This window comes from Caballeronia sp. GACF4, assembly GCF_023631025.1.
GTDB lineage: Bacteria > Pseudomonadota > Gammaproteobacteria > Burkholderiales > Burkholderiaceae > Caballeronia.
Genome location: NZ_JALQDW010000006.1, coordinates 20817 through 42643 on the forward strand (window position 1 = coordinate 20817; position 21827 = coordinate 42643).

A 21827-nucleotide genomic window follows, 5' to 3' on the forward strand; every position below is an offset into this window, starting at 1 on the left:
TGAGTTTTCATCGGGTCTCGATGCCGCCCGTATCGACGGACGAACTCTTGTGACACTGATAGTAGTGAGATAGCATCTCGTCGAAAAGGTCATTTTCGGACACACGGAAGTCCCGCGAGGACATTGCGAGGAGAGCCATGGCGACGACCCGCCCGCCGCTCAACGAGCGCATCTACGCGCCCTACAAGATCGCCGCGCTGGTCGAGGTGCTGGCTGAACAAGGCATTGCTGTGGCGGACAGTCTGCGCGGCGTGGGCGTGAGCGCGGAGGAGTTGCAAGACGCTTCCGTGCTGACCTCCATCGGGCAATACGCTACCGTTTGCCGGAATGCAGTGGCGCTATCGTGCGAACCGGCCACGCCGTTCAAGGTCGGCGGCAAGCTGCATCTGTCGGCTTACGGCATGTATGGATACGCGCTGATGTCGTGTCTCTCATTGCGCGACTACTTCAAGCTGGGCGTGCGGTATCACCGGCTCGCGACACCGACAGTCGCTATCGAATGGACCGAATATCCCGACAGAATGGTCTGGACTTTCCCGGATGCATTTATTTCGAGCCCATCGTGTGAACTGCGCGAGTTCATCATCGAACAGCAATACACGCAGCATGTGACGCATCTTCAGGATGTTGCGGGCAGCGTCTGTCCGCCGGTCAAGGCGTGCTTTTCGTATCCTGCGCCCGCGCACGCGGATATCTATCCGAAATATCTCGGCTGCCCGTGCTATTTCGATCAGCCGCAATGCGAGCTCGTCTACGACAGCGCCATTCTCGACCGCAAGCCGCAACTCGCGCACAAGCTCACGGCAGCGCTGCTTCAGGAGACGTGCGACCGGTTGATTGGTCAGGCGAAGACATCGAGCGGTGTATCGGGTGAGGTGTATCAGGTCCTGATGAGCACACCCGGCGTTTTTCCGGGCATGGAAGCGGTCGCCGAATCGATGCATCTCACCACGCGCACGTTGCGGCGTCGTCTGGATGAGGAAGGGACGTCGTTCGTGGCTATCGTGGACGATGTAAAACGTTCGCTCGCACTCGAATATCTGAAGACGACGAAGATGAGCACCGACGACGTCGCGATGCTTCTCGGCTTCAGCGATGCGGCGAACTTCCGCCGCGCGCTCAAGCGGTGGACGGGCAAAGGGCCTGGCGAGCTGCGACGATAAATAATTGCGGACACATTCGCACTCTGCCGGTGCACTACTCACTCAAAGCTTTCCCTTTTAGTTCGGTTACCTAAGGTGTAATCTGCAATTCCATTCGAGGCCTTGCAACCCGAAGGCCTTCGTCTACGGACCACGCTTCGGTCCTGAACTCGTGAGCAACCGCGAGGCAAAGATCATGGACGCAGACAATAAACCGGTCGGACATCAAGACCGGCTCGGTCCGGTAATCAGTCTTCTCTACGATGCCGCGCTCGACGACGCTCAATGGGCCGGCGTGGCTTCGGCCATTGCACGAGCGTTCGACGCCACGAGCGGCGTGCTCAAGACATGCGGCGGTCCTCGCGGTCCAAAGCTCGCAAGCGTGACCGACAATCTGCGTGTCGCGCCGAACGAACAGGCCTGGGCGGATTACTGGCATCGGAACGATCTATGGGTCGAACACTCCGCGCGGCTTCATCCGGGCGAAGTATTCACGAGCCAAAGCCTCATGCCCGATACGCAATTCGAGCGCACCGGCTTCTATCAGGACTGGACGCGGCGGCTCGATATTTATCATATGGTTGGGGTGCTGTTTCCCGTTGGCAATGGTGAGACAGGTGTGCTTGGCGTGCATCGGCCGCTTTCCGCAGGGCGTTTTGTAGAGAACGATCGTCAGGAACTGGGCGTGCTGTTTCCGCATGTGCGCCGCGCGCTCGGCTTGCGCGAACGGTTGCGCGACACCGCGCTCGCACAACGCGCGGCAGTGGATGCGCTCGATTGCATCGAGACCAGCGTGCTCGTGGTCGATGCATCGTGCATGGTCTTGTATTCGAACCGCGCTGCCGAGAATCTACTGGCTTCGTCATCCGAGATTCGCACGCATGCACGGCGCGTGTGCATGAACAGTCCCGCATTGAACAGCCGCCTTGCAAAGCTGATACGCGACGCCGCGCAAACCTCGAACGGCGCGGCTCACGCGGCTGGCGCGGCGCTCGCCGTGCCACGGCAAGGCAGATTGCCGCTCACCTTGCTCGTAGCGCCGTGGCGTGCCAATTGGGCGTCGGCGGATGTGTCACGGCCTGCGGCAAGCATTTTCATTCGCGATCCTGAGGTTTCCGGGGATTCCGCCACGCGCACGCTTCGGGACCTGTTCGGACTGACGCGCGCGGAAGCGGCGATAGCGGTCGCTATCGGCGAAGGACAATCGCTCGATCAGATTGCCGCCACGCTCGGCGTCGGGCTCGGCACCGTGCGCTCGCATCTGAAGAAAGTGCTTTCCAAGACCGGCACCAGCAGACAAGGCGCGCTTGCCGCACTGGTGGCCCGTAGCGTCGCGAGCATTTCGCCTCATCCGTAAGCCCTCACGCATCTCCTATTTGGGAGACGACTGCCCGCCCCGTCCGCCGTAGATTCATAGCGTCTCGCGTTCCGAGCGCGTCATTCACGACCGAGCGCGATCACGACATGGCCGCCCTGTTCTGGGTGAGCCGCCCTGCGTTTTCATGCTGGCGCGACGAATCGTATCGCGAGGAGACCATGCATTACGAGCGGCCCGCGTCGGTTGATCGTCGCGTGGTCTTCGTGCTGTACATCCTTCATAAGATGCGGATACCAGGGCAATTCATCAGTCATTTGGGAGAGCGAACATGATTACCGCCCGGAATATGGCGCGCGCTGGCGTCGTAGCAAGTTCGTTGTCGTTGCGCCGCACCGGCGTCGTTCTCGCCGGCTTCTGTTGTGCGACGCTCGCGCCCGAGGCCTTTGCCGACGGCCTCAATTTCGGCCAGATCATGAACAGTCTGCGTGGCGGCGGAGCGAACCTTCATGTGCAACCGCTCGTCAACGCAGCGAAGGGACAATACGAGAAATACGAAGCAAAGGCGCAGTGTGACGACGTAAAAACGTGGCTCACATCCGGACCGCTTCCCGCTGGCGGCGGTGGCATGAGTGCGGCGCAATCGCCGCAATCGGACCCGGCCGTGACAGCGCTGATTCAGGACGCGCGCTTTGCTCCCGTGTTCGGCAAGACCTACGATCAGATAGACCCGAAGATGCTGACGGAGTACACCAGCAAGATCTTGCCGCACTGTTTCAGCACGACCGGACCGCTCGCATCGATTCCGCCCGATCAGAAGGCCGCCGCCACTCGCGCGATGACTTCTTTCCGCTATAACAGCAATCTGCGCCTGCTCGCGCAGTCGCGCGCCGCGACTGGCGGACTCACGGAACTCGCGACGGAAGCGGAGTCGCTCAAAGCCGATGAAACGGGCCACGCGCGTTTGATCGAGATCGAAGCATCGGCGCAAAAGATTCTGCCGCAAGCACCCCGCGCCGAGCGCGATGAGTTCGCGAAACGCATGACGGTTGTCGAACAACGCGTGGCGATACCTGTCGAGGACGCGCAGACGGCGCAGGCCATCGACAACGCGCGCGGTTATCCCGGCATGGTGGAACTGGCGAAGTTGTATCGCATGCAAAACCGGCCAGCGTTCTCCACGGCACTCACGACATCGCGCAACGCCGAGATGGCGAAGATCGGCGTCGCGCTCAATCAGTTGGGCACGGCGCAGGAAGCCGTCGAGCGGCGGAGCATCGATGCGCTCGGCACTGGCTTGGCCGGCCTGCAGCAGGGGCGTACGTGGAGCGCGGACTTCCGCCGGCGCTACGACGGCATGGAGCGTGTGCCGAGCGTTCAGGAAACCTACCAATATTTTCTGAGCCGGCGCGCCCAGGCGCTCGAAAGCTCGCGAGGAGAAATCGAGCAGCAGATCAGGCACGCTCGTTCGGGCGAGGAGATCGCGCAGATCAAGTCGCGTTATCTGATGGATAGCGATGCCAACGCGCCGGCCAGCGTGGCGATTGCCACAGCGATGGTCGCGCACCAAGAAGACTTGCGCAAACGCAGCGCGCTCGGCGATGCGTACGAGACATCGTCCGGCAACGACTCGGCGCGTCCGGTCGCCGTCGCCGATGCACAGCCGCGCACCACATCGAAGTCATCCGAGCGGGCATCGCATTCGGGCGGCGAACCCACGGCGGCGGAAATGTACGATGCGGTCAACAATCGGGCGCAGGCCATCGCGCAAGGTATCTCATCGCAAAACGAGCGTTGCCAGCAGGCCGACCGTTCAAGGCTCACGAGCGGCGATGCCATGCTCTGCCTGACTACCATGTTCATGGGCAGCAAGTCGGTGCGCGGTAACGAACCCATGCGGATCGACTCGTTTCAGAAGCTCGGTTGCGCGCCGGCATCGGGCAAGCCGGGTTATGTCTGCGACTATTCGATGAACATATCGGGCGGACCCGCCGATGCCATGCGTGGCATGTTCACGACGCTTGGCAGCGGTGGTGGCGAGACTTCCGAGGCGCGGTTTCTCAATGCGGGCGGCCACTGGATCATGCAGGTGGATGACAAGAAGGAGTAGCAGCCGAGGGCGACGTGTTCCGGCGTTCACCCGTTTTATATCAATACTTAAAACCCAGTCCACCTAAACATACTAAGAAATAACCAACATAAAAAACAGTATTTCCACGGAGATTCCGAGAGAGACCGGTTTTGCCTGTGGCCCACCCCACACGTCGGGGCTTGCGCGGCGCGTATTCTGGGAGCGATGTACTCACGGAAAGGGACGGCCGCCATGACTCAAGCCGATACTGACATTCAGTCGACTTTCCTCGAGACCTTGATCGCCGAGCGAAAAACCGTATGGGTCTTTCTCGTGAGCGGGATCAAGCTGACAGGACTGATCGAATCGTTCGATAAATATGTGCTCGCGGTGCAATCGCCGAACGGCATACAGACCATCTACAAGAACGCGATATCGACCGTTTGCGAACCGCACACGCTCCCGCCCAAACGGACGGACGAACGCGCTTCGATGACGCGCGTCGAGCGCGCGCATCGAAAATAGACCGCAGTACCTTTACGCAGGTCTGACGCCGGTGCCTCGCCCGCGACGCTTCGCTGCAACGGCCGGTGTCACCACGGGCGCTGGCGCCGTCTCGATCACACCGAGCGGCGACGCTGGCGCAGCCAACCCCAGCACCGTGCTCACGCGACTGACGAAAGGCACCGCGAGCTTGCCGTATCCGGCTTCGGTCGCGTGAATTTCGTTTTCCCAATCATTGCTGATGCCCGACGCTTGCGCATCGGCGCGCGTGAGGATGCCTCGCGTATCGATCACATGAAAATTTTGCAACGTGAGGCTCATGCTGATCGAAGCAAGTTTGTCGATGAACGCGTCCGCAATGGCGTTCCAGTCGTTCGCAGGGATCTTATAGTCTGTCAGAGCAGGCAAGAGCCACGGTCCAATTCCCAAACCCGCGCCGCTCGCGCGAGGCGTCGCGTAGTCATAGGTGTGCGTGAAGATCGGCGTATTCGTGTTGTGTTTGCTCTTCGAGCGCATGAAGTCCAGCGCCTTGAATTGCTGCTCCAGATGCAGCCTGAAGGTCTCCCAACCTTGCGCCGAGATGTAGCGATTATCGGCGGCGGCGAGCGGCCCGCCCCATTCGTCGCTCGTGAGAAGCAGTCTTTCGTGCGGCGCGACAGGCACACCGTTGTCGCCGATTGCCGCGACCTGCACGGCATCGATGAGGTCGTTGCCGCCGCCCGAAAGCAAAATCGCGCTCCACGGCTGTTCCTTGGGACCGGCCAGCAGCGAATAAAACAAAGGGTCTCGACGAAGGTCGACCATGTGAGTGAGCGTATCGCCGGGGTCGGCGCAATTCACCGCGACCGCCGCCTGCGCGAACTCCAGGTTTTTTAGCAGATTCGACGAACTCCAATGCTCGACCGTATTGGTCGTGAACCACGAGTCCCCTTGCGCCAGGAACTGCCAGTTGAACGTGCCCACGTCCGGCTCGCCGTGCGCGTTCATCTGCTGCGACTGAATCACTGTCAGTTTGTCCGGCATCGTCTCCCCCGCCCTTTTCGTCATGCAAGCTCAAGGCAGCCGGGACGAACCCGGCGCTCTGAAAGCTTAGGCGATAGGCGACGAAGCCTCGCGATTTGCATTCGTCTGCGTACGCAAGCGCACACATTCGCCGATGCCGCGCACCGCTCAGATAGCAGGCCGCCGCTCGCCGAGGCCGCCCTTGCGCTCGATGAGCGCGCCGAGCCGCAAGATCGTGGCTTCATCGAGCCACTTCGCGACCAACTGAACGCCGATCGGCAAGTTCTCCGAGCTGAAGCCGAAGGGCACCGAAAGCGCCGGCAAGCCGGTCAGATTAAACGGTGACGTTGCGCTCATCACATGCGTCCACGGCACCGTCACGCCATTGACCACGAGTTCCTGCGCGCCGTGCGGCGTTGCGGTCATCGGATTCACGGGGCAAAGCAGCACATCGTATTGCTCGAAGAATCCGGCGAACGCAGACCTGAGCGCTTCCGCTTTCGCTTCGGCGCCGATGAAGTCGGCGAACGCAGGGTCCGGCGTCTCGACGATGCCCTTGCCTATCGCGTGCAAGTCGTGCTCGCGGCCTTTCACTATGGCCTTGACGGACGGCACGAGTTCGCCGAAGACAAGCGTCATCAGCGCACTGAGCGGCTCGCCGAGAAACGGCAGGCGTACCTCTTCGACATCGCAGCCGAGATCGGCAAGACGCGCGGCGGCAGCCTTGACCGCGGCGGTGATCTCGGGATCGACCGGGCCGAACGCGGCATCCGATACCCATCCTACCCGCACGGGTTGACCTGCAATCCCGGCACGGTCCGCGTCGGCGTTGCGGGCATGCACGGCGTAACCATCGAAGCCATCGGGGCCTTTCAGAATCGAGTAACCGAGCGCGACATCGCCGACCGTGCGAGCCATCGGCCCGACATGCCACCAGCGCGCGATCACGCCCGGATAGTGGCCCGTATAAGGCACGCGGCCATGCGTGGCCTTGAGTGCGGCGATGCCAGTGAACGCCGCCGGCCCGCGCACCGAAATGGCAACATCGCTGCCGATACCGATTGGCGACATGCCAGCCGCGATCGCCGCCGACTCGCCGCCCGACGAACCACCCGGCGTGCGTTCGAGATTCCACGGATTATTGGTTCGGCCGGTAACGAGGTTATCGGTCTCGGTCCACGCCGAGAACTCGGGCAAGTTGGTTTTCATGAGCGGGATGCCGCCTGCAGCCTTGAAGCGCGCGACCGACGTAGCGTCCTGCGCGGGTACGTTGCCGGCAAAGAGCCGCGAGCCGCGCTGCGTGAGCACGCCGGCGGTATCGAGTGCATCCTTGATGGAGAAAGGCACGCCATGCAGCGGCCCGAGCGTGGCGCCGCTCATCACGGCTCGTTGCGCCTGCCTGGCGGCTTCGAGGGCCTGTTCGCCCATTAGCGTCACCACGGCATTCACTTTGGGATTCACGGCCTCAATACGATGCAAATGTGCCTCGATCACTTCGACACTCGACAATTCGCGAGTGCGAATGAGGCGCGCGAGTTCGGTTGCGCTTGCGTAGTGAATGCGGGTTCGATCGTTGGAATTCATCTGATACTCCTTTGATGGTTTTTCGGTGCGTGCGCTTGAGCGTTGCGACGACGATGCAGCGAACGAAGCCAGAGTACATCCATCCGCCAACTCGATTAACATCGCCAGCGTGGATATGAGAAATCGAGGAAACGCATGAATGGCACAGGCTTGCTGGAAGCCGAAACGTTTCTCTTCGTCGCCGAATACGGTGGGTTCGGCGCTGCGGCGCGCGAACTGGGTGTCACGCAATCCACCATCAGCCGGCGCATTTCGCTTCTGGAGAGCAGAGTTGGCGTGCGCCTCATCGAACGCACGACACGACACGTCGCATTGACCGATGCCGGCAAGTCCTACGCGAGCGAATTACGCGACATCCTCTTGCGTCTTCGACACGCCGAAGCGCAAGCGCAACGCGGCGCGGCCGAACCCGAAGGCCTGTTGCGCATCACGATGCCGACCGCATTCGGCCGCGCCTGCGTCATTCCATGTGTTACGCGGCTTGCAAACCGTCATACGCGGCTGCGTTTCGAGGTCGATCTCTCGGATCGCTATGCCGACCTGCTCGAAGGCAATTTCGATGTCGCCGTGCGCCTTGCATCGACATCGCAATCGGGAATCAGCGAGCGGCACATTGCCTCCGCGGATCTTTGCTTGTGCGCGTCGTCGGCGTACGTGGCCATGCATGGACCGATCACCGAGCCTGCGCAGATCGTCGCGCACGAATGCCTCGCGCTGCAGACCTACGCGCCGCGCACGAGCTGGAATGTCATCTGGCAGGGCAAACGAACCGAGATCAGCTTCACGCCGAAGATGGTCGTGAGCGATTTGTTCGCGCTTGCGGACTTTTGCCGCGCGGGGCTGGGCGTCGCGGTCCTGCCCATGTATGCGATAGGGTCTGCGTTGGCCGATGGCAGTGTCGTCGATGCCGCGCCTGAACTTTCCTTCGTGCCGCTCGAAGTCTTCGCAGCTTACGCGCATGGCCGCGAAAAATTGCCGAAGGTCGCGGCCTTTCTCGAAGCGTTGAACGACATCGGCAGCGTGGGCGCGCCTTTGAAAAAGCGTTGAAGATGCGATTGGTCACGCACGCTTTTGGATGTTAAATTACATCCATTTGGAAGAGAGATAGACACGTCATGCGCAAGTCCCGACAGGAAGCAGCCGAAACGCGCGAACGCATAGTGGAGTCGGCGTCCACGCGCTTTCGTGAGAACGGTATAGATGGCACCGCGCTCGCCGATCTCATGGCGCAAGCCGGCCTCTCGCACGGCGGCTTCTATAAGCATTTCGGATCGAAAGAACAAGTGGTGCTGGAGTCGCTCGAACTGGCGAGCGACACGTTGCGCGAGACCATGTCGTCGGCGCTTACGCGCAAGAGCGGCATCAACGCCGCCGTTGCGGATTACCTTTCGCCGGAGCATCGCGACAACGCGGGCGCGGGTTGTCCGTTCGTCGCGCTGTCGAGCGAACTCGCGCGTTCCAGCGACGAAGTGCGCACTGCCGCGACCGCGGGCATCGAGCGCCTGGTCGAACTGTTCGCCGGTAGTCTCGACGAGCCGCCCGCCGCCGCGAGGAAGCAGGCGCTCGTCATGCTCTCCACCATGATCGGCGCGCTGACGCTGGCGCGCATGGTCAACGAGCCAGCGCTATCTGACACCATCCTTCGCGAGGCCAGAAAGGCGCTCGCTCAGTGAGGCATCGTCTGCGGTAGCGGCGGGTTGCGTGCGCCAGCCGCCGCCAAGCGCGCGGAATGCGCCGACCGCCGCACGCGCTGCATCGGCGCGCGTGGCATCGAGATCGTCGCGTGCCACGAGCAACTGACGGTCTGCATCCAGCACGTCCGTGAGCGTGATCGCACCGGCCTTATAAGCGCGCTGCGACAAGTCGCGTGCGCGCGTGAGCGCGGCCACCTCGGCATCGAGTTCAATACCCCGGTTCTGCGTTTCGCTCAATGCGACGAACGCGTTCTCGACATCTTCCGCCGCACGCAACACGCTCTGCCGATAAACCGCCAGCGCCTCCGCATTCGCGCCACGCGCCGCCGCGACTTCCGCATCCACCTTGCCGAAGTCGAAGAGACGCCAGCGCAGTCCCGCCGTAATCGCCGGTTGAAACGCGCGCGCCGTGAACAGCTCATGCGAGCCGCCGCTATCGAAGCCGAGCAGACCAGTTAGCGAGAGCTTCGGATAATAGTCGGCAATCGCAGCGCCAATACGTTCATTCGATGCCGCGAGACGCCGCTCCGCCGCGATCACATCGGGACGTTGACGCAAAAGCGCGGTGGCATCGGGCGACGCATCGATGGATGGAATGCCGGGGATATCCGCCGCTGTTGCCAATTCGCTCGCATACGTGCCGGGCTGCACGCCCATCAGCACGTCCAGTCGATTCAACTGCGCGTTGAGTTGCACACGCAGCGTCGGAACCACGGTGCGCGCTTGTTTGAGCAGTGCATCGGCTTGCGCGACTTCGCGTTCGTCGGCAGCGCCCGCGGCCACACGCAGACGCACGATGTCGAGCAGTCTCGCATCCGTCGATATCTGGTCCTGCGCCACCGCAAGACGTGCCTGAAAGCCGCGCACTTGCAGATAGGCATCGGCGGCATCGGCGGCGACTGTCACGCGTGTGCCGGCCTGCTCGGCCTGCGCGGCTTCTTCCTCGCGCGTGGCGGCGGCCGCATCGCGACGCAGACCGCCTGCCAGATCGATTTCCCAGCTTGCCGCCGCGCCTACCGTGTATTCGCGCTGATCGCGGCTATAGCCAGGGAAAGTGTGCGCAAGCGAGCCGAGCGGGCTGACGAGGCTTTGATGCTGCGCGCTCGCCGATGCATCGAGGTCCACCGTCGGCAACAACTGCGCACCCGCCGATGCCGCCGCCGCCCGTGCCTGCCGTACTCGCGCGAACGACGCCGCGAGATCGAGATTCTGCGACAACGCGCGCTCGACCACGGTGACGAGCATGGGATCGTCGAAGCCGGTCCACCAGGTATCGAGCGGTGGAGCGGTCTTGCCGGTTTGTGCGGGCACGTGCTGCAGCGGTTGCAGGGCCGTTTGAGGCGTGACGTAGTCGGGGCCGACCGCGCAACCGGCAAGCGCCGCGAATAACGTCGATGACGCAATCCATGTGAGCGATGGCTTCATCATGCACGCCCCTTGCCGAACCGGCGAATGAATACATAGAAGGCTGGCGTGAAGAGCAGACCGAAGCCTGTCACGCCCAGCATGCCGAACAACACGGCGGTGCCGAGCGACTGCCGCATCTCCGCGCCCGCGCCGGTTGCCACGGCCAACGGCGCGACGCCGAGAATGAACGCGAAAGAGGTCATGAGAATGGGCCGCAAACGGGTACGCGCCGCATGCACCGCAGCGGTGACGGCGGACACGCCCTCGTCTTCCTTCTGCTTCGCAAACTCGACGATCAGAATCGCGTTTTTCGCCGCCAGCCCGACGAGCACGACGAAGCCGATCTGCGCGAGGATATCTATCGGCATGCCACGCAACGAAAGCCCGGTGACTGACGCGAGAATACACATCGGCACGATCAGCACGATGGCAAGCGGCAACTTCCAGCTCTCGTATTGCGCCACGAGCACGAGGAACACGAAGAGCGCAGCCGCGCCGAACACGACGAGCGTGGGCGTGCCGCGTTGTTGCTGTTGATATGCAAGCTCGGTCCATTCGAAGCCGATGCCCTGCGGCAGCACCTGATGCGCAAGCTCTTCCATGCGATGCAGCGCGGTGCCCGTCGCCACGCCCGGCGCTGCAACGCCCTGCACTTCCGCTGCCGGATAGAGGTTATAGCGCGGCACGCGATACGGAATCGTGCGGTCTTCCAGATGCGCAACGGTTCCTATCGGCACCATATCGCCGGCCTGATTGCGCGCCTTCAACCGCGTAATGTCCTCACCTGTCCGCCGGAAACGCCCGTCCGCCTGCACGATCACTTCATACGTGCGCCCCAGATAGTTGAAGTCGTTCACGTATTGCGAGCCGAGATAGACCTGCAAGGTGGAGAACACATCCGTGGGCGTCAAGCCGACCTTTTGCGCCTTGACCCGGTCGATGTTCGCGAACACCGATGGCGAGCCCGCATTGAAGAGCGTGAACACGCCCGCGAGATTCGGATCTCGATTGGCCGCCGCGACGAGTGCGTTCGCGGCCTTCACGAGCGCTTCCGGTCCAAGGCCGGCACGATCTTCGAGCATCATCTTGAAGCCGCCTGCATTGCCGATTCCTTGCACCGGCGGCGGCGGAATGGTCAACACGTATGCGTCCTTGATGACCGAGAGGCGCTTGCGCATATCGGCGAGTACGGTGTTGGCCGTCACGCCCGGCAGCGAGTGGCTATAGAGCGAAGGCAAGCCTGAAAACACCGTGCCAGAATTCGATGCCACCGTGAGCGTGGTTGCATCGAGCCCGACGAAGGGCGCTACGTGCTCGATACCATGTGTCGACAAGATGATATCGATGGCCTGACGCACGACCTTCTCAGTGCGTTGCAGCGACGAACCCGGCGGCAACTGCACGACGGTAATCAGGTAACCTTGATCCTGCTCGGGGATGAAGCCCGTCGGCGTGCGCGCGAATTGCAGCGCGGTCAATCCGATGAGCGCGACATACACTGCAAGCACCACGGTCAACCCGCGCACGAGCCTTCGCGTGACGTTACCGTACCCGAACGAAAGGCGCTCGAAGCCGCGATTGAAGCGCGCAAAGCCGCCGTGCATGATGCGCGAAGCCCAGTTCGAACGCTCGGCATCGTGTTCGCTATGCGGCTTGAAAAGCACGGCGCACAGTGCCGGACTCAGCGTGAGTGAAACGAAACACGAGATCACCGTCGACGCCGCGATGGTCACTGCAAACTGCCGGAAGAAAAGTCCCGAGATGCCGCTCAGAAAAGCCGATGGCACGAACACCGCGCACAACGTGAGCGCAATCGAAAGCAGCGCGCCGCCCACTTCGTCCATCGTGCGATGCGCGGCTTCCACAGGCAACATGCCCGCGCGCATGTTCCGCTCGACGTTCTCGACGACAACGATGGCATCGTCCACCACGATCCCCACCGCAAGCACGAGCCCGAACAGCGAGAGGTTATTCAGCGATATCCCGAACGCAGCGAGCACGATGAAAGAGCCGAGCAACGACACGGGAATGGCCACCACGGGAATGATCGTCGCACGCCAGTTCTGCAGGAACACGAAGACCACGGCCACCACGAGCAGGATCGCAACGAAGATGGTCGTCACGACTTCATCGACGGACTTGCCGATGAAGATCGTCGGGTCATAGATGATCTTGTAGTCGAGACCCACCGGAAAGTCGCGCTTGAGTTCACGCATCTCGCCGAGCACGGCCTTCTCGACCGCGAGCGAGTTCGCGCCGGGTTCGGCATAGATGAGCAAGGTCGACGCATCGCTGCGATCCATGAACGCGGTCGAACCGTAGTCGGCCGCGCCCACTTCCACGCGGCCTATATCGCGAATACGCGTGATGCGCCCCTGTCCGTCCGACTTCACGACGATATCGCCGAACTGCTCCGGCGTGGCGAGACGCCCCAGTGCCTCGACGTTGATTTGATACGCCTCGCTGTTGCCCGATGGCGGCTGGTTCAGCACGCCCGCGGAGACCTGCAGGTTCTGCGCACGCAGTGCCGTCAGCACTTCGCTTGCGGTGAGGTTGCTCGCCGCGACACGATCGGGGTCGATCCAGATGCGCATCGCGTATTCGCGTGCGCCCTGGAACTGCACATCGCCCACGCCCTGAATACGTGCAAGCGCGTCCTTCACATGCAGCGTCGCGTAATTCGAGAGATACAACGTGTCGCGCAGCTTGTCGGGCGAATAGAGATGCACCGCGAGCAGAATGCTCGGCGTGGACTTGCGCACTTGCACGCCGAGTCTTTGCACGTCTTCAGGCAAGCGCGGCAAGGCATCCTGCACGCGGTTCTGCGTGAGCATCTGCGCAACGTTCAGATCGGTGCCGATGCGAAATGTCACTGTTACGGTGAGCCTGCCGTCGCCGGTCGACTGGCTGCCCATGTAGAGCATGTTTTCGACGCCGTTGATCTGCTGTTCGAGCGGCGTCGCTACCGTACGCGCGATCGTCTCCGCCGACGCACCCGGATACGATGTCGTCACCTGCACGGTCGGCGGCACGATCTCGGGATACTGCGCAACCGGCAGCACGTACATGGCGCCGAGTCCGATCAACGTCAGGAAGGCACTGACGACCGTCGCGAATCGTGGACGGTCGATAAAGAAGTGAGCAATACGCATGAGTGTGTCGTTCCGCTATTTCGATTGCGCTGTCTGCGTGGTCCGCGTCGTCTGCGCGTCGTTCGCTTCATAGCGGACGGTACCGTCGCGCGTAGTCACCTTCGAGCCGGGCGCGGCGAATGGCAGACCATCCACGATCACGCGATCATCGCGTGTCAGTCCCGCACGGATCACGCGCAAGCCGCCGCGCATCTCGCCGATCTCCACGCGCTTGGGCGTGACGGTGCCGTCGTTTGCAACGGTCATCACGACATGCTCGGATTGATCCGGCAACACGGATGCATCCGGCACCAGCAAGGTCGCTGCGGGATGCGCCACGGCAAGCCGCACGCGCGAGAACTCGCCGGGCGTGAGCCGCAAGTCGGCGTTCGGCACGGTGGCGCGTGCATGAATGGTGCCGCTCGCGCGGTCGATCACGTTATCGAGGAAGTCGAGCGTGCCCTGACGCGAATAGTCCGCGTCCGTGCCCTCGCCGGAGGCCAGCTCGACCCTGTTCGCAAGCGGCCCTTTCGTATCCGCGCGATAGCGCGAGAACGACTGAAAGTCAGACTCGCTCATGTCGAAGTCGAGATAGATGGGGTCGAGCGAAACGAGCGTGGCGAGCAGCGTGGTGGGGCTCGTTGCCGCGCGGCTGCCCGCGATCAGATTGCCCGCCGACACCAGGTGCCTGCCAATGCGTCCCGTGAACGGCGCGAAGATCTTGCAGTGATTGAGATCGAAGCGCGCGTCGCGAATCTGCGCGGCGGCATCGTCCAACGCGGCCTCTGCGCCGTGCAGTTCGGAAGTGCGTTGTTCGACGCTTTGCCGCGTGCCGGCATCGCCTCGCTGCAACTCCTGCGCGCGCTCCAGTTCCTGCTTCGCAAGCACGAGACGCGCTTGCGCGGTCTGCTGCTGCGCCTTTGCCTGAGAGAGCCGAATCTCGTACGGCACGGAATCGATAGTGAAGAGCAGATCGCCTTTGCGGACCACATCGCCATCCTTGAAGTGGATGCCCGTGAGCGTTCCGCCCACTTGCGCGCGAAGCTCGACCTGATCCACAGCCGAGAACTGACCGAGAAACCCTAAGCGCGTATCGAGGTCGCGCACCACTGGCTTGCTCACGGTCACGTCATGACGAGGCGGTGCGGCTTGCACACTTGCGGTGCTTCCGGCATTGCGATGGTTGTTGTAGAACCATCCGCCGCCTATGGCCAGCATGGCCGCAATGGCGATCCACGTGGCGGTGCGGCGCCGGGCTGGCGGACGATGGCCTTGCCGCGCCTCTGCCTCGTCATCGAGTTTTGCTTTCGTATCCACCTGCGTTCACCTCAAGAGAATTGGGATCGTCCGCCGAGCGCCGCTCGGGAAGACGTGTCCCGTCCGGCTCGTTTGGATGTCAACCATCGTCTAAAGGCGTTTAGATTACGTATACAATCTTATTGGTCAAGCGTTTTCAATAGTCGCAACCGGAATATGAAAAACGGAACGTGCGCAAGCTTCGGCCGGACAAGGCTCTGCGGGATTGTTCGCGCGCCGTGTCATGTGTGTTCAGACAGAGCGATTTATGCGGCGAATGCCGTGCTGTAGTGTGGCGAGTGATGGCTCTCGTCATGGAGCCGTCAACGGTTGCGGATAGAGGTTGTTTCTCGTCCGCTTTGCAGGCATCGATGGGTGGACTCCTCCAACCCCCGCCCTTTGCTGCCGGAGCGCACGGCATTGCGCCGTGCGCTTTTTTTTGTTCAGTACTGCAGGCCCAGGCTTGCCGACCAACCCCGGATGTTTGGTCCGAACAAATAGCTCACGCCTAGTTTCACGCTAGTTCCACCCTGAGTTTTGGCGCTCAACGGAGTCAGCAAGCCGAGGCCGACTTCGGCAACAGTGGAAAAGCCGAGCGCACTTCGGTTCGCGCCGAAGAAGCCGCCGTAGCCGCTGCGCACGAACCAGTCGAGCTTGCGCTCGAACACGCTGAGCGATGTCGGCCGCGCATATTCCACACGCAGCGAGTACACGCCGGCGGTTTCCCGAAAGCCCTCGAGTCCCGGCGATTCATCGAAGGTCGAGATCCACGACCATGCAATATGTGCCTTGACGCTGAGGCTTTGCTCGTCTTGCTCACGCATCCATTCGATGCCGGCGTTCGGCGTGACGAGCCATGCATTCGTATGCCAGTTGAAGAGCACGCCATCGGTGAGTGAACTCAGCGGCTTCGCGGAGCCTTCGTAGCTGGCGCCGTTGATGAGGCGCGCGAGTCCGGCATCGATGGCGGGCGTGAGTGTGAAGCCATAGCCGAGCTTCTGGCGCAACACTACGCCGCCGCCCAGGCTGAAAGCGGACCATTTGCTTCCGATACTGCCCGCTCCGGGCGATGGCGAATCCACTGGCAAGGTCGCGCGATTGGAAAGATAGCCCGCGGAAACACGCCAGAAGATATCGCTTCCGGGTGTGATCGTCGCGAGCTTCGACTCATACGGCACGCGAAAGATGTCGATGGTGGGCTTGATGCCCGCATTGGAGAGGTCGAAGTGAGCGGAATTGATATCCGGCGTGGCTGCGAGGTTCAGCAGTTGCGCATAGCCCGAGCCGAGCCGGACGCCCGCGACCTGATCCGCGACCGACTGCGCAAACGCGACCCGTGGCATGGCCACGCTCGCAAGAACGCCAGCAACGATGCAACCGCCAAGAGGCATTCGACGCACGCTCGGGCTCCTTCGGGCTATACGTCGCATCATCGCACAGCGGCGCGCTTGTCACGTGACTATCAGGCGATGCGTTGCATATACGCCGGCAAGTCGGGATCGGGCAAGACCGCCAGCACTTTCAAGCGCTGCAGCGTGCGCTTCTGTCCGGCGCGAAGATGTTGCGTGAGCGCATCGGCGGCAGCCTGCGCATTGCCCTTCAGAAGAAGACGAACGACCTCGCGATGTTCGCTCAACATACCCGCTTCCGGATGCAGATTGAAGGCATCGTAAAAGGCATGATTCACGATGAGCGGCATGTGCGCATGACCGATGGCCGCGCGTAATTTGCGGTTGCGCGAAAAACTCAGCAAGCTGTCGTGCAGCGTGGTTTCGATGCGATAGAGCGCTGCGGCATCGACGGAATCGGGCAGTGCAATCGCACGCTCGATCTCAACCAGCGCCGCTTCCAGTTGCGCGCGGGACAACGAAGGCGCGCTTGCCAGCAGCGCAGCAGGTTCGAGCAACACGCGCAACTCGTAGTCTTCCGCCACGGCACGCGCGGTAAGCGGCCCACATAGCCAATGCGAATACGCCGACTTCTCCACCAACCCGCGATCGCGCAAACGGTTGAGCGCCTCACGCACCGTGCCGCGACTCACGCCGAACGCTTCGGCCGCGTCGCTTTCGTCGATCCGAAAATGTCCGAACACGATGCCAAGCGAAATCACGCCTTCGAGCGCGTCGTAAATGCGCTCGCTATTCGAGGGAATGTCGAGCGGCTCGGGCGGGCGGTCGAAGCCGAGCGCATCTTCGGAAAGCGGCGCACGTAGCGGCTCCGGCACGCCGCCGTCGGGATGCGCCACGAGATAACCGCGTCCGTCGAAGGTATGCAATAGGCCGCCCGCATGTAGCATCTCAAAGGCCTTTCTCACCGGCACGCGGCTCGTGCCGAAGATACGCGCGACGGGACCTTCGAGCAGCACGAGACCCGGCGCGATATTGCCGAGTGCAATCGCGGTCTTGAGATGATCGTGAATCAACCGGTAGCGCAGACGGCTGTCCGGTTCGATAGAGTCGACCGATGCCATCGATGCGTCTGCCGTGTCCTCTGCGTCTGCGAGAGGAGCGGTGGTTCGGGAAGCGCTTGCGCGTCTTGTCATCGTTGAACGAACTTCGCTGTCAGGACCGCATGAATTCGGTCCAGCGGCGTACGAGATAGTTATGCTCGTCCATCACCGAGTCCCACACGGCGACCCGGCTCATGCGCGAGACGTAATTGCCGCCGTCGCGCATCTGTCCGGCAGGCACGAGATGCTTGCGCGTCGGGCCGGGAAGGTCCTTGGGCGCTTCCCTGCCATCGTACCAGTACGCCCATTCCGCGTCGCTCATGTGCTCGCGCGAACGCTCCGGGTTCGAGATATAAAAGCCCTGACGCGCCATGGTCGCGCCTGCCCATCCTTCGAGCCACCAGTTGAGATATTCGTAGGAGGCATCGAGCATGCGTCCATGCGCGAGCCGCGATATACCGATACCGCCGAACCAAGCACGATACCCCTCACGCGGCCGCGCGAGCCGGAAGCGCAAACCGGCGCGTTCGAGTTCGACCGTCGCCGGCGACCAGATGCTTTGAATCACCACCTTGCCCGCGATCATCAATTGCGCGGCTTCGGCGAAGCTCGACCAGAAGCCCGCGAAATGACCGCGCCGTTTGAAGTCGATGAGCGCGGCGATCAACGCATCGATCTCTTCGATACTCAGGTTGCCGATATCCTCGAAGCGCATCAGCCCGCAGGCTTGCACCGCCAGCGCAGCATCGATCGCGCCGATGGCCGCATCCGCCTGCAGCGCCACGCGTCCCGCAAGTTCGGGCGCAAGCAGCCATGCCCAGCTTTCCTCGCCTGCAAGAAGCGAAGGCGGCATGGCATCTTCGAGGTAGACGAAGCTGTCTGCATTGTGCGTGAGCGGCAGCATGCTGATGCGTTTGCTCGGCTTGCGCGCAAGCGATCCGTCCGTCTGCACGAAGAGGCGGTCGGCGGGCACGCAGCCCACGCCATTGCTCAAATTGCGTCCGGTATGTCCGGTGCGCGCAAGTGTGTTGACCTCGTCCCAACGACGAATGCGCGCGACATCGATAGGCTGCAACGCATGCGCGGGCCACAGGCATTCGATGCTATGAAACCATTGATCGTAGAGTTCGTAGCGGTCCGGGTGCATCACGCCTTCGCGCTGCACACTCGAACCGTCATCGACGATGAAGCGCAGTTTGATACCAAGGTCCTGCTCCGCGCGCTTGCGCAGATGTTCCTGTAGCGTGACGGATGTGCCGAGCACGCGCAGCTCGACCTTCGACGGATGCACGGCGGGCGCTTGTGGACCGGAGAGATTCGAGCGGACGGGATTCAATCTATGGCTTCTGTCTCGAGGTGCCGGCAAAAGCGCCGGTAGGAAGCAGCCACTGCGTCGCGATCCAGTCCTTCCGCAATGAATACGAGTCGCGAAAGCGGCGCGCCGCCGGGCCAAGCGTCGAGATGCAATACGGGATGCACGAGATGATGCACGGCATGCAGCACGACCGGTTGGGACTCGCCGCGAATGGCGAGCAGTCCCTTGACGCGCAGGATGTTATCACCGTGACGGTTGAGCAGCATGGTGAACCATAACGTGAACACGGGCCAGTCGGGTGCCTCGTCGAAATCGATAGAGAAGGAAGTCAGCGTCGAGAGGTTCTCCCGGTGTTGCGAAAGACGCGCCAATGGACGCTCGCCATCGTCACGTCGTGCGTTCGATGTCATGCCCGTGCGACGCACGAAGTCCGCGAAATCCGGCACATGCGCTGCAAGGCCGAGCACCGCGGATGCATCGTCGTGAACGGTACGGCGCGCCATGCTCGCGGCCGGATTCACGCGTTCGAGTTCGGCTTCGAGTGCCGCGACGTGAGCTTCATCCACGAGGTCCGTCTTGCTGATGAGTAGACGGTCCGCAGCCGCCACTTGCGCGAGCCATTCGGAATGCCGCTCGCGTTGCTGACGCGCGTTGACGGCATCGACCACGGTGACGACCGACGCGATCGAATAATGACTCGATACCACGCGATCGCCGAGCAAGGTCGCCATGATCGGCGCGGGTGTGGCAAGCCCCGTCGTTTCCAGCACCACACGCGAGAACGGCGGCACTTCACCGCGTGCGCGTCGTGAGAACAGGTGCGCAAGCGCGTCCTTCAACTCGCCGCGAATGGCGCAGCAGACGCAACCGTTGTCGAGCAGCACGGTCTGAGTTTCCACCTTGCCGATCAACAAATGGTCCAGCCCGACTTCGCCGAATTCGTTGACGAGCACGGCCGTATCGCGCGCGGCATCGCCCTTGAGGACATCTGCAAGCAAGGTCGATTTACCGCTGCCGAGAAAGCCCGTCACGACGATCACCGGAATCACATCGTAGGCAAGGCTCATGGCGCGGTCTCGTCATCGGCGAAAAGTGTCAGCGGATCGAGCGGACGCCCGAGCATGCTTTCCGCGGCCTTCCATATCTGCATGAAGTCTTCGATCATCAATTGCGCGCCGGTCGGCGAAGAGAGTACGAACGATTGGCCGTGAAAGTCGGCAAGACGCAGACGAAACGTTTCGAGCACGCGGTTCGCATGCGCGACCTGCGCATAGCGCTGCGCGCGCGCATTCACGCCCGCGCCCGCCGAAACCGTGTTCGACCAGTGCCGTCCGCCGCCCAGTAATCCGCACATGCCGCACATGAAACCTCCCTCTTAAGGCATGACGTCGCCGGAATTCGGTCCGAGCGTCTGCCCGACGAACAGGTTGCCGCCCGGATCGGAGGCGAGCAAGACCGCCGTGGGCGCAACTTCTTCCGCGCGGCCGAAGCGGCGCAGCGGCAGTTCTTTCGCCTTCATCTCCTTCCATGATGCGCTGATTCCATCGACGAGCGGTGTCTCTATCGGCCCCGGCGCAATGGCGTTGACGAGCACGTTGTCGGGCGCGGCTTCCAGCGCGAGCGATTTGGTGAAGCCGATCACGCCAGCCTTGGCCGCCGCGTAATGTGTGAGTTCCGCGCCGCCCTTGATGCCGAGCTGCGACGCCACGTTGATGATGCGTCCCCAGCGCTGCGCGGTCATCGAAGGCAATGCGCGACGCGAGCAGAGAAACACGCTGCGTAAGTCCACGCGCATCATGTCGTCCCACATCGACGTGGTGAGGTCCGTGCAGCGTGCCTGCGTGAGCATGCCCGCATTGTTCACGAGAATGTCGATGCCGCCATAAGCCTCGATACAACGATCCACGATACCGTGCGCGCCCGCCTCTTCGCCGACATCGGCGATCACGGTTTGCACTGTGACGCCGAGCGCGCGGCATGCGTCCGCTTGTGTGGCCAGACGCGTTTCGTTGAGATCCGCGAGCACGAGACGCGCGCCCGCTTCCGCATAAGCGAGCGCAATTGCCGCGCCGATACCGCTTGCCGCACCGGTCACGACCGCGCGACGGCCTTCGAGTGAAAAGGATGCCATGTGCTGTTGTTCCTGTGCGTGAGAATCAGCCGGGCCAGCGCACGGTGAGTCCGCCATCCGCGATGATTGACTGGCCGGTGATGTAGGAGGCGTCGTCGCTCGTCAGATAGCGAATCAGCGCGGCGATTTCTTGCGGCCTGCCGACGCGTCCGAGCGGAATGCCCTTCGCGGCTTCGCGCAAGCCATCGGGGCCGAGCGAATTGACGGCATCGAGCGATTGCGGCGTTTCGATCAGGCCCGGAATGACCGCGTTGCAACGGATGTTGCGCGGCGCGAGTTCCATCGCCACTGCGCGGCACAGTCCCGGCACGCCCGACTTCGCGGCGGAATAATGCGTGTGGTTCTCCCATCCATAGACGCCACCCGCTATGGACGATATCGCGACCATCGCGCCGCCATCGGTCATATGCCGCGCTGCCGCACGGAAGGTGCGCATGACACCGGACAGATCGACATCGAGCATCTGATGCCATTGTTCGTCGCTCATCTCCGTGAGCGGCGATGCGCGCAGCAAGCCCGCATTCGCCACCGCATAGTCGATGCGTCCGAAGCGCGTGATCGCTTCGTTCGCGAAGGCTTCGACTTCCTCGGCGGAAGTCACGTCCACCGCGTGCATCACGCACTGACCGCCCGCCTTCTCGACTTCGGCTGCCGTGACTTGCGGGTCATGCGGATCGCCAGGAAAGTATCCGCCGACCACGGCCACGCCGATCTGCGCGTATGCCACGGCCAGCGCTTGCCCAATGCCGCTCGCCGCGCCCGTTACCAATGCTGCTTTCACGAAAG

18 protein-coding genes are annotated in these 21827 nt (G+C 62.3%); 6 read left to right on the forward strand and 12 right to left on the reverse strand.

Features of this window, described 5'->3' with window-relative positions:
* Positions 1–137 precede the first annotated feature (137 nt).
* The 4 genes from NCR40_RS07965 to hfq all read left to right on the forward strand — a co-directional run bounded on the left by NCR40_RS07965 (position 138) and on the right by hfq (position 5053).
* Positions 138–1163, forward strand: coding sequence for an AraC family transcriptional regulator ligand-binding domain-containing protein (locus NCR40_RS07965; protein ID WP_250509156.1), 1026 nt, complete (start codon positions 138–140; stop codon positions 1161–1163).
* A 175-nt stretch (positions 1164–1338) separates the two neighbouring features.
* On the forward strand, positions 1339–2499 hold the full coding sequence (locus tag NCR40_RS07970; RefSeq protein WP_250509157.1) for a helix-turn-helix transcriptional regulator: 1161 nt from the start codon (positions 1339–1341) through the stop codon (positions 2497–2499).
* 289 nt (positions 2500–2788) lie between these two features.
* On the forward strand, positions 2789–4567 hold the full coding sequence (locus tag NCR40_RS07975; RefSeq protein WP_250509158.1) for a hypothetical protein: 1779 nt from the start codon (positions 2789–2791) through the stop codon (positions 4565–4567).
* Positions 4568–4780: 213 nt separating this feature from the next.
* Positions 4781–5053, forward strand: coding sequence for an RNA chaperone Hfq (hfq, locus tag NCR40_RS07980; RefSeq protein WP_250469659.1), 273 nt, complete (start codon positions 4781–4783; stop codon positions 5051–5053).
* Positions 5054–5065: 12 nt separating this feature from the next.
* On the opposite strand, the gene NCR40_RS07985 is transcribed toward hfq, so the two are convergent.
* The gene (locus NCR40_RS07985; protein ID WP_244831727.1) at positions 5066–6079 is read right to left on the reverse strand and encodes a hypothetical protein; all 1014 of its coding nucleotides are present in this window, start codon (positions 6077–6079) and stop codon (positions 5066–5068) included.
* Positions 6080–6202: 123 nt separating this feature from the next.
* Positions 6203–7618, reverse strand: a complete 1416-nt coding sequence (locus NCR40_RS07990) for an amidase (protein WP_250509159.1) — start codon at positions 7616–7618, stop codon at positions 6203–6205.
* Between the two features lie 135 nt (positions 7619–7753).
* Between NCR40_RS07990 and NCR40_RS07995 the strand changes: the two genes are divergently transcribed.
* Both NCR40_RS07995 and NCR40_RS08000 read left to right on the forward strand, forming a co-directional pair.
* On the forward strand, positions 7754–8665 hold the full coding sequence (locus tag NCR40_RS07995) for a LysR family transcriptional regulator (RefSeq protein WP_250509160.1): 912 nt from the start codon (positions 7754–7756) through the stop codon (positions 8663–8665).
* A 68-nt stretch (positions 8666–8733) separates the two neighbouring features.
* Complete coding sequence (locus NCR40_RS08000) at positions 8734–9291, forward strand: TetR/AcrR family transcriptional regulator (protein ID WP_244831730.1); 558 nt, start codon at positions 8734–8736, stop codon at positions 9289–9291.
* Here NCR40_RS08000 and NCR40_RS08005 read toward each other — a convergent pair.
* From NCR40_RS08005 to NCR40_RS08050, 10 genes are all read right to left on the reverse strand, one after another.
* Complete coding sequence (locus NCR40_RS08005) at positions 9244–10740, reverse strand: efflux transporter outer membrane subunit (protein WP_250509161.1); 1497 nt, start codon at positions 10738–10740, stop codon at positions 9244–9246. The genes NCR40_RS08000 and NCR40_RS08005 overlap by 48 nt on opposite strands.
* Positions 10737–13871 (reverse strand): efflux RND transporter permease subunit, encoded by a 3135-nt coding sequence (locus NCR40_RS08010; RefSeq protein WP_250509162.1) that lies wholly within the window; start codon positions 13869–13871, stop codon positions 10737–10739. Before NCR40_RS08010 ends, NCR40_RS08005 begins: the two co-directional genes overlap by 4 nt.
* A 15-nt stretch (positions 13872–13886) precedes the next feature.
* Positions 13887–15167 carry an efflux RND transporter periplasmic adaptor subunit gene (locus tag NCR40_RS08015; RefSeq protein ID WP_250509163.1) on the reverse strand — a complete coding sequence of 427 codons (1281 nt, stop codon included), beginning with the start codon at positions 15165–15167 and terminating at the stop codon, positions 13887–13889.
* A gap of 422 nt (positions 15168–15589) precedes the next feature.
* The gene (locus NCR40_RS08020; protein WP_250509164.1) at positions 15590–16489 is read right to left on the reverse strand and encodes a Solitary outer membrane autotransporter beta-barrel domain; all 900 of its coding nucleotides are present in this window, start codon (positions 16487–16489) and stop codon (positions 15590–15592) included.
* A 119-nt stretch (positions 16490–16608) separates the two neighbouring features.
* On the reverse strand, positions 16609–17616 hold the full coding sequence (locus tag NCR40_RS08025; protein WP_250469667.1) for a GntR family transcriptional regulator: 1008 nt from the start codon (positions 17614–17616) through the stop codon (positions 16609–16611).
* 91 nt (positions 17617–17707) lie between these two features.
* Complete coding sequence (locus NCR40_RS08030) at positions 17708–18886, reverse strand: ABC transporter substrate-binding protein (protein ID WP_459905921.1); 1179 nt, start codon at positions 18884–18886, stop codon at positions 17708–17710.
* A 41-nt stretch (positions 18887–18927) separates the two neighbouring features.
* Positions 18928–19977, reverse strand: coding sequence for a CobW family GTP-binding protein (locus NCR40_RS08035; protein WP_250509165.1), 1050 nt, complete (start codon positions 19975–19977; stop codon positions 18928–18930).
* Positions 19974–20273 carry a hypothetical protein gene (locus tag NCR40_RS08040; RefSeq protein WP_244831737.1) on the reverse strand — a complete coding sequence of 100 codons (300 nt, stop codon included), beginning with the start codon at positions 20271–20273 and terminating at the stop codon, positions 19974–19976. The genes NCR40_RS08035 and NCR40_RS08040 overlap by 4 nt, the downstream gene beginning before the upstream one ends.
* Positions 20274–20285: 12 nt before the next feature.
* A complete protein-coding gene (locus NCR40_RS08045) occupies positions 20286–21041 on the reverse strand; it encodes an SDR family NAD(P)-dependent oxidoreductase (RefSeq protein ID WP_250509166.1) in 756 nt (251 codons plus the stop codon).
* 25 nt (positions 21042–21066) lie between these two features.
* Complete coding sequence (locus tag NCR40_RS08050; protein ID WP_244831739.1) at positions 21067–21822, reverse strand: SDR family NAD(P)-dependent oxidoreductase; 756 nt, start codon at positions 21820–21822, stop codon at positions 21067–21069.
* Positions 21823–21827 lie beyond the last annotated feature (5 nt).

Excerpts from the sequence above, each read along its gene's own strand:
- NCR40_RS07965 (WP_250509156.1), top strand. The coding sequence starts at position 138 with ATGGCGACGACCCGCCCGCCGCTCAACGAGCGCATCTACGCGCCCTAC.
- NCR40_RS07970 (WP_250509157.1), top strand. The coding sequence starts at position 1,339 with ATGGACGCAGACAATAAACCGGTCGGACATCAAGACCGGCTCGGTCCG.
- NCR40_RS07975 (WP_250509158.1), top strand. The coding sequence starts at position 2,789 with ATGATTACCGCCCGGAATATGGCGCGCGCTGGCGTCGTAGCAAGTTCG.
- hfq (WP_250469659.1), top strand. The coding sequence starts at position 4,781 with ATGACTCAAGCCGATACTGACATTCAGTCGACTTTCCTCGAGACCTTG.
- NCR40_RS07985 (WP_244831727.1), bottom strand. The coding sequence starts at position 6,079 with ATGACGAAAAGGGCGGGGGAGACGATGCCGGACAAACTGACAGTGATT.
- NCR40_RS07990 (WP_250509159.1), bottom strand. The coding sequence starts at position 7,618 with ATGAATTCCAACGATCGAACCCGCATTCACTACGCAAGCGCAACCGAA.
- NCR40_RS07995 (WP_250509160.1), top strand. The coding sequence starts at position 7,754 with ATGAATGGCACAGGCTTGCTGGAAGCCGAAACGTTTCTCTTCGTCGCC.
- NCR40_RS08000 (WP_244831730.1), top strand. The coding sequence starts at position 8,734 with ATGCGCAAGTCCCGACAGGAAGCAGCCGAAACGCGCGAACGCATAGTG.
- NCR40_RS08005 (WP_250509161.1), bottom strand. The coding sequence starts at position 10,740 with ATGATGAAGCCATCGCTCACATGGATTGCGTCATCGACGTTATTCGCG.
- NCR40_RS08010 (WP_250509162.1), bottom strand. The coding sequence starts at position 13,871 with ATGCGTATTGCTCACTTCTTTATCGACCGTCCACGATTCGCGACGGTC.
- NCR40_RS08020 (WP_250509164.1), bottom strand. The coding sequence starts at position 16,489 with ATGCCACGGGTCGCGTTTGCGCAGTCGGTCGCGGATCAGGTCGCGGGC.
- NCR40_RS08025 (WP_250469667.1), bottom strand. The coding sequence starts at position 17,616 with ATGGCATCGGTCGACTCTATCGAACCGGACAGCCGTCTGCGCTACCGG.
- NCR40_RS08035 (WP_250509165.1), bottom strand. The coding sequence starts at position 19,977 with ATGAGCCTTGCCTACGATGTGATTCCGGTGATCGTCGTGACGGGCTTT.
- NCR40_RS08040 (WP_244831737.1), bottom strand. The coding sequence starts at position 20,273 with ATGTGCGGCATGTGCGGATTACTGGGCGGCGGACGGCACTGGTCGAAC.
- NCR40_RS08045 (WP_250509166.1), bottom strand. The coding sequence starts at position 21,041 with ATGGCATCCTTTTCACTCGAAGGCCGTCGCGCGGTCGTGACCGGTGCG.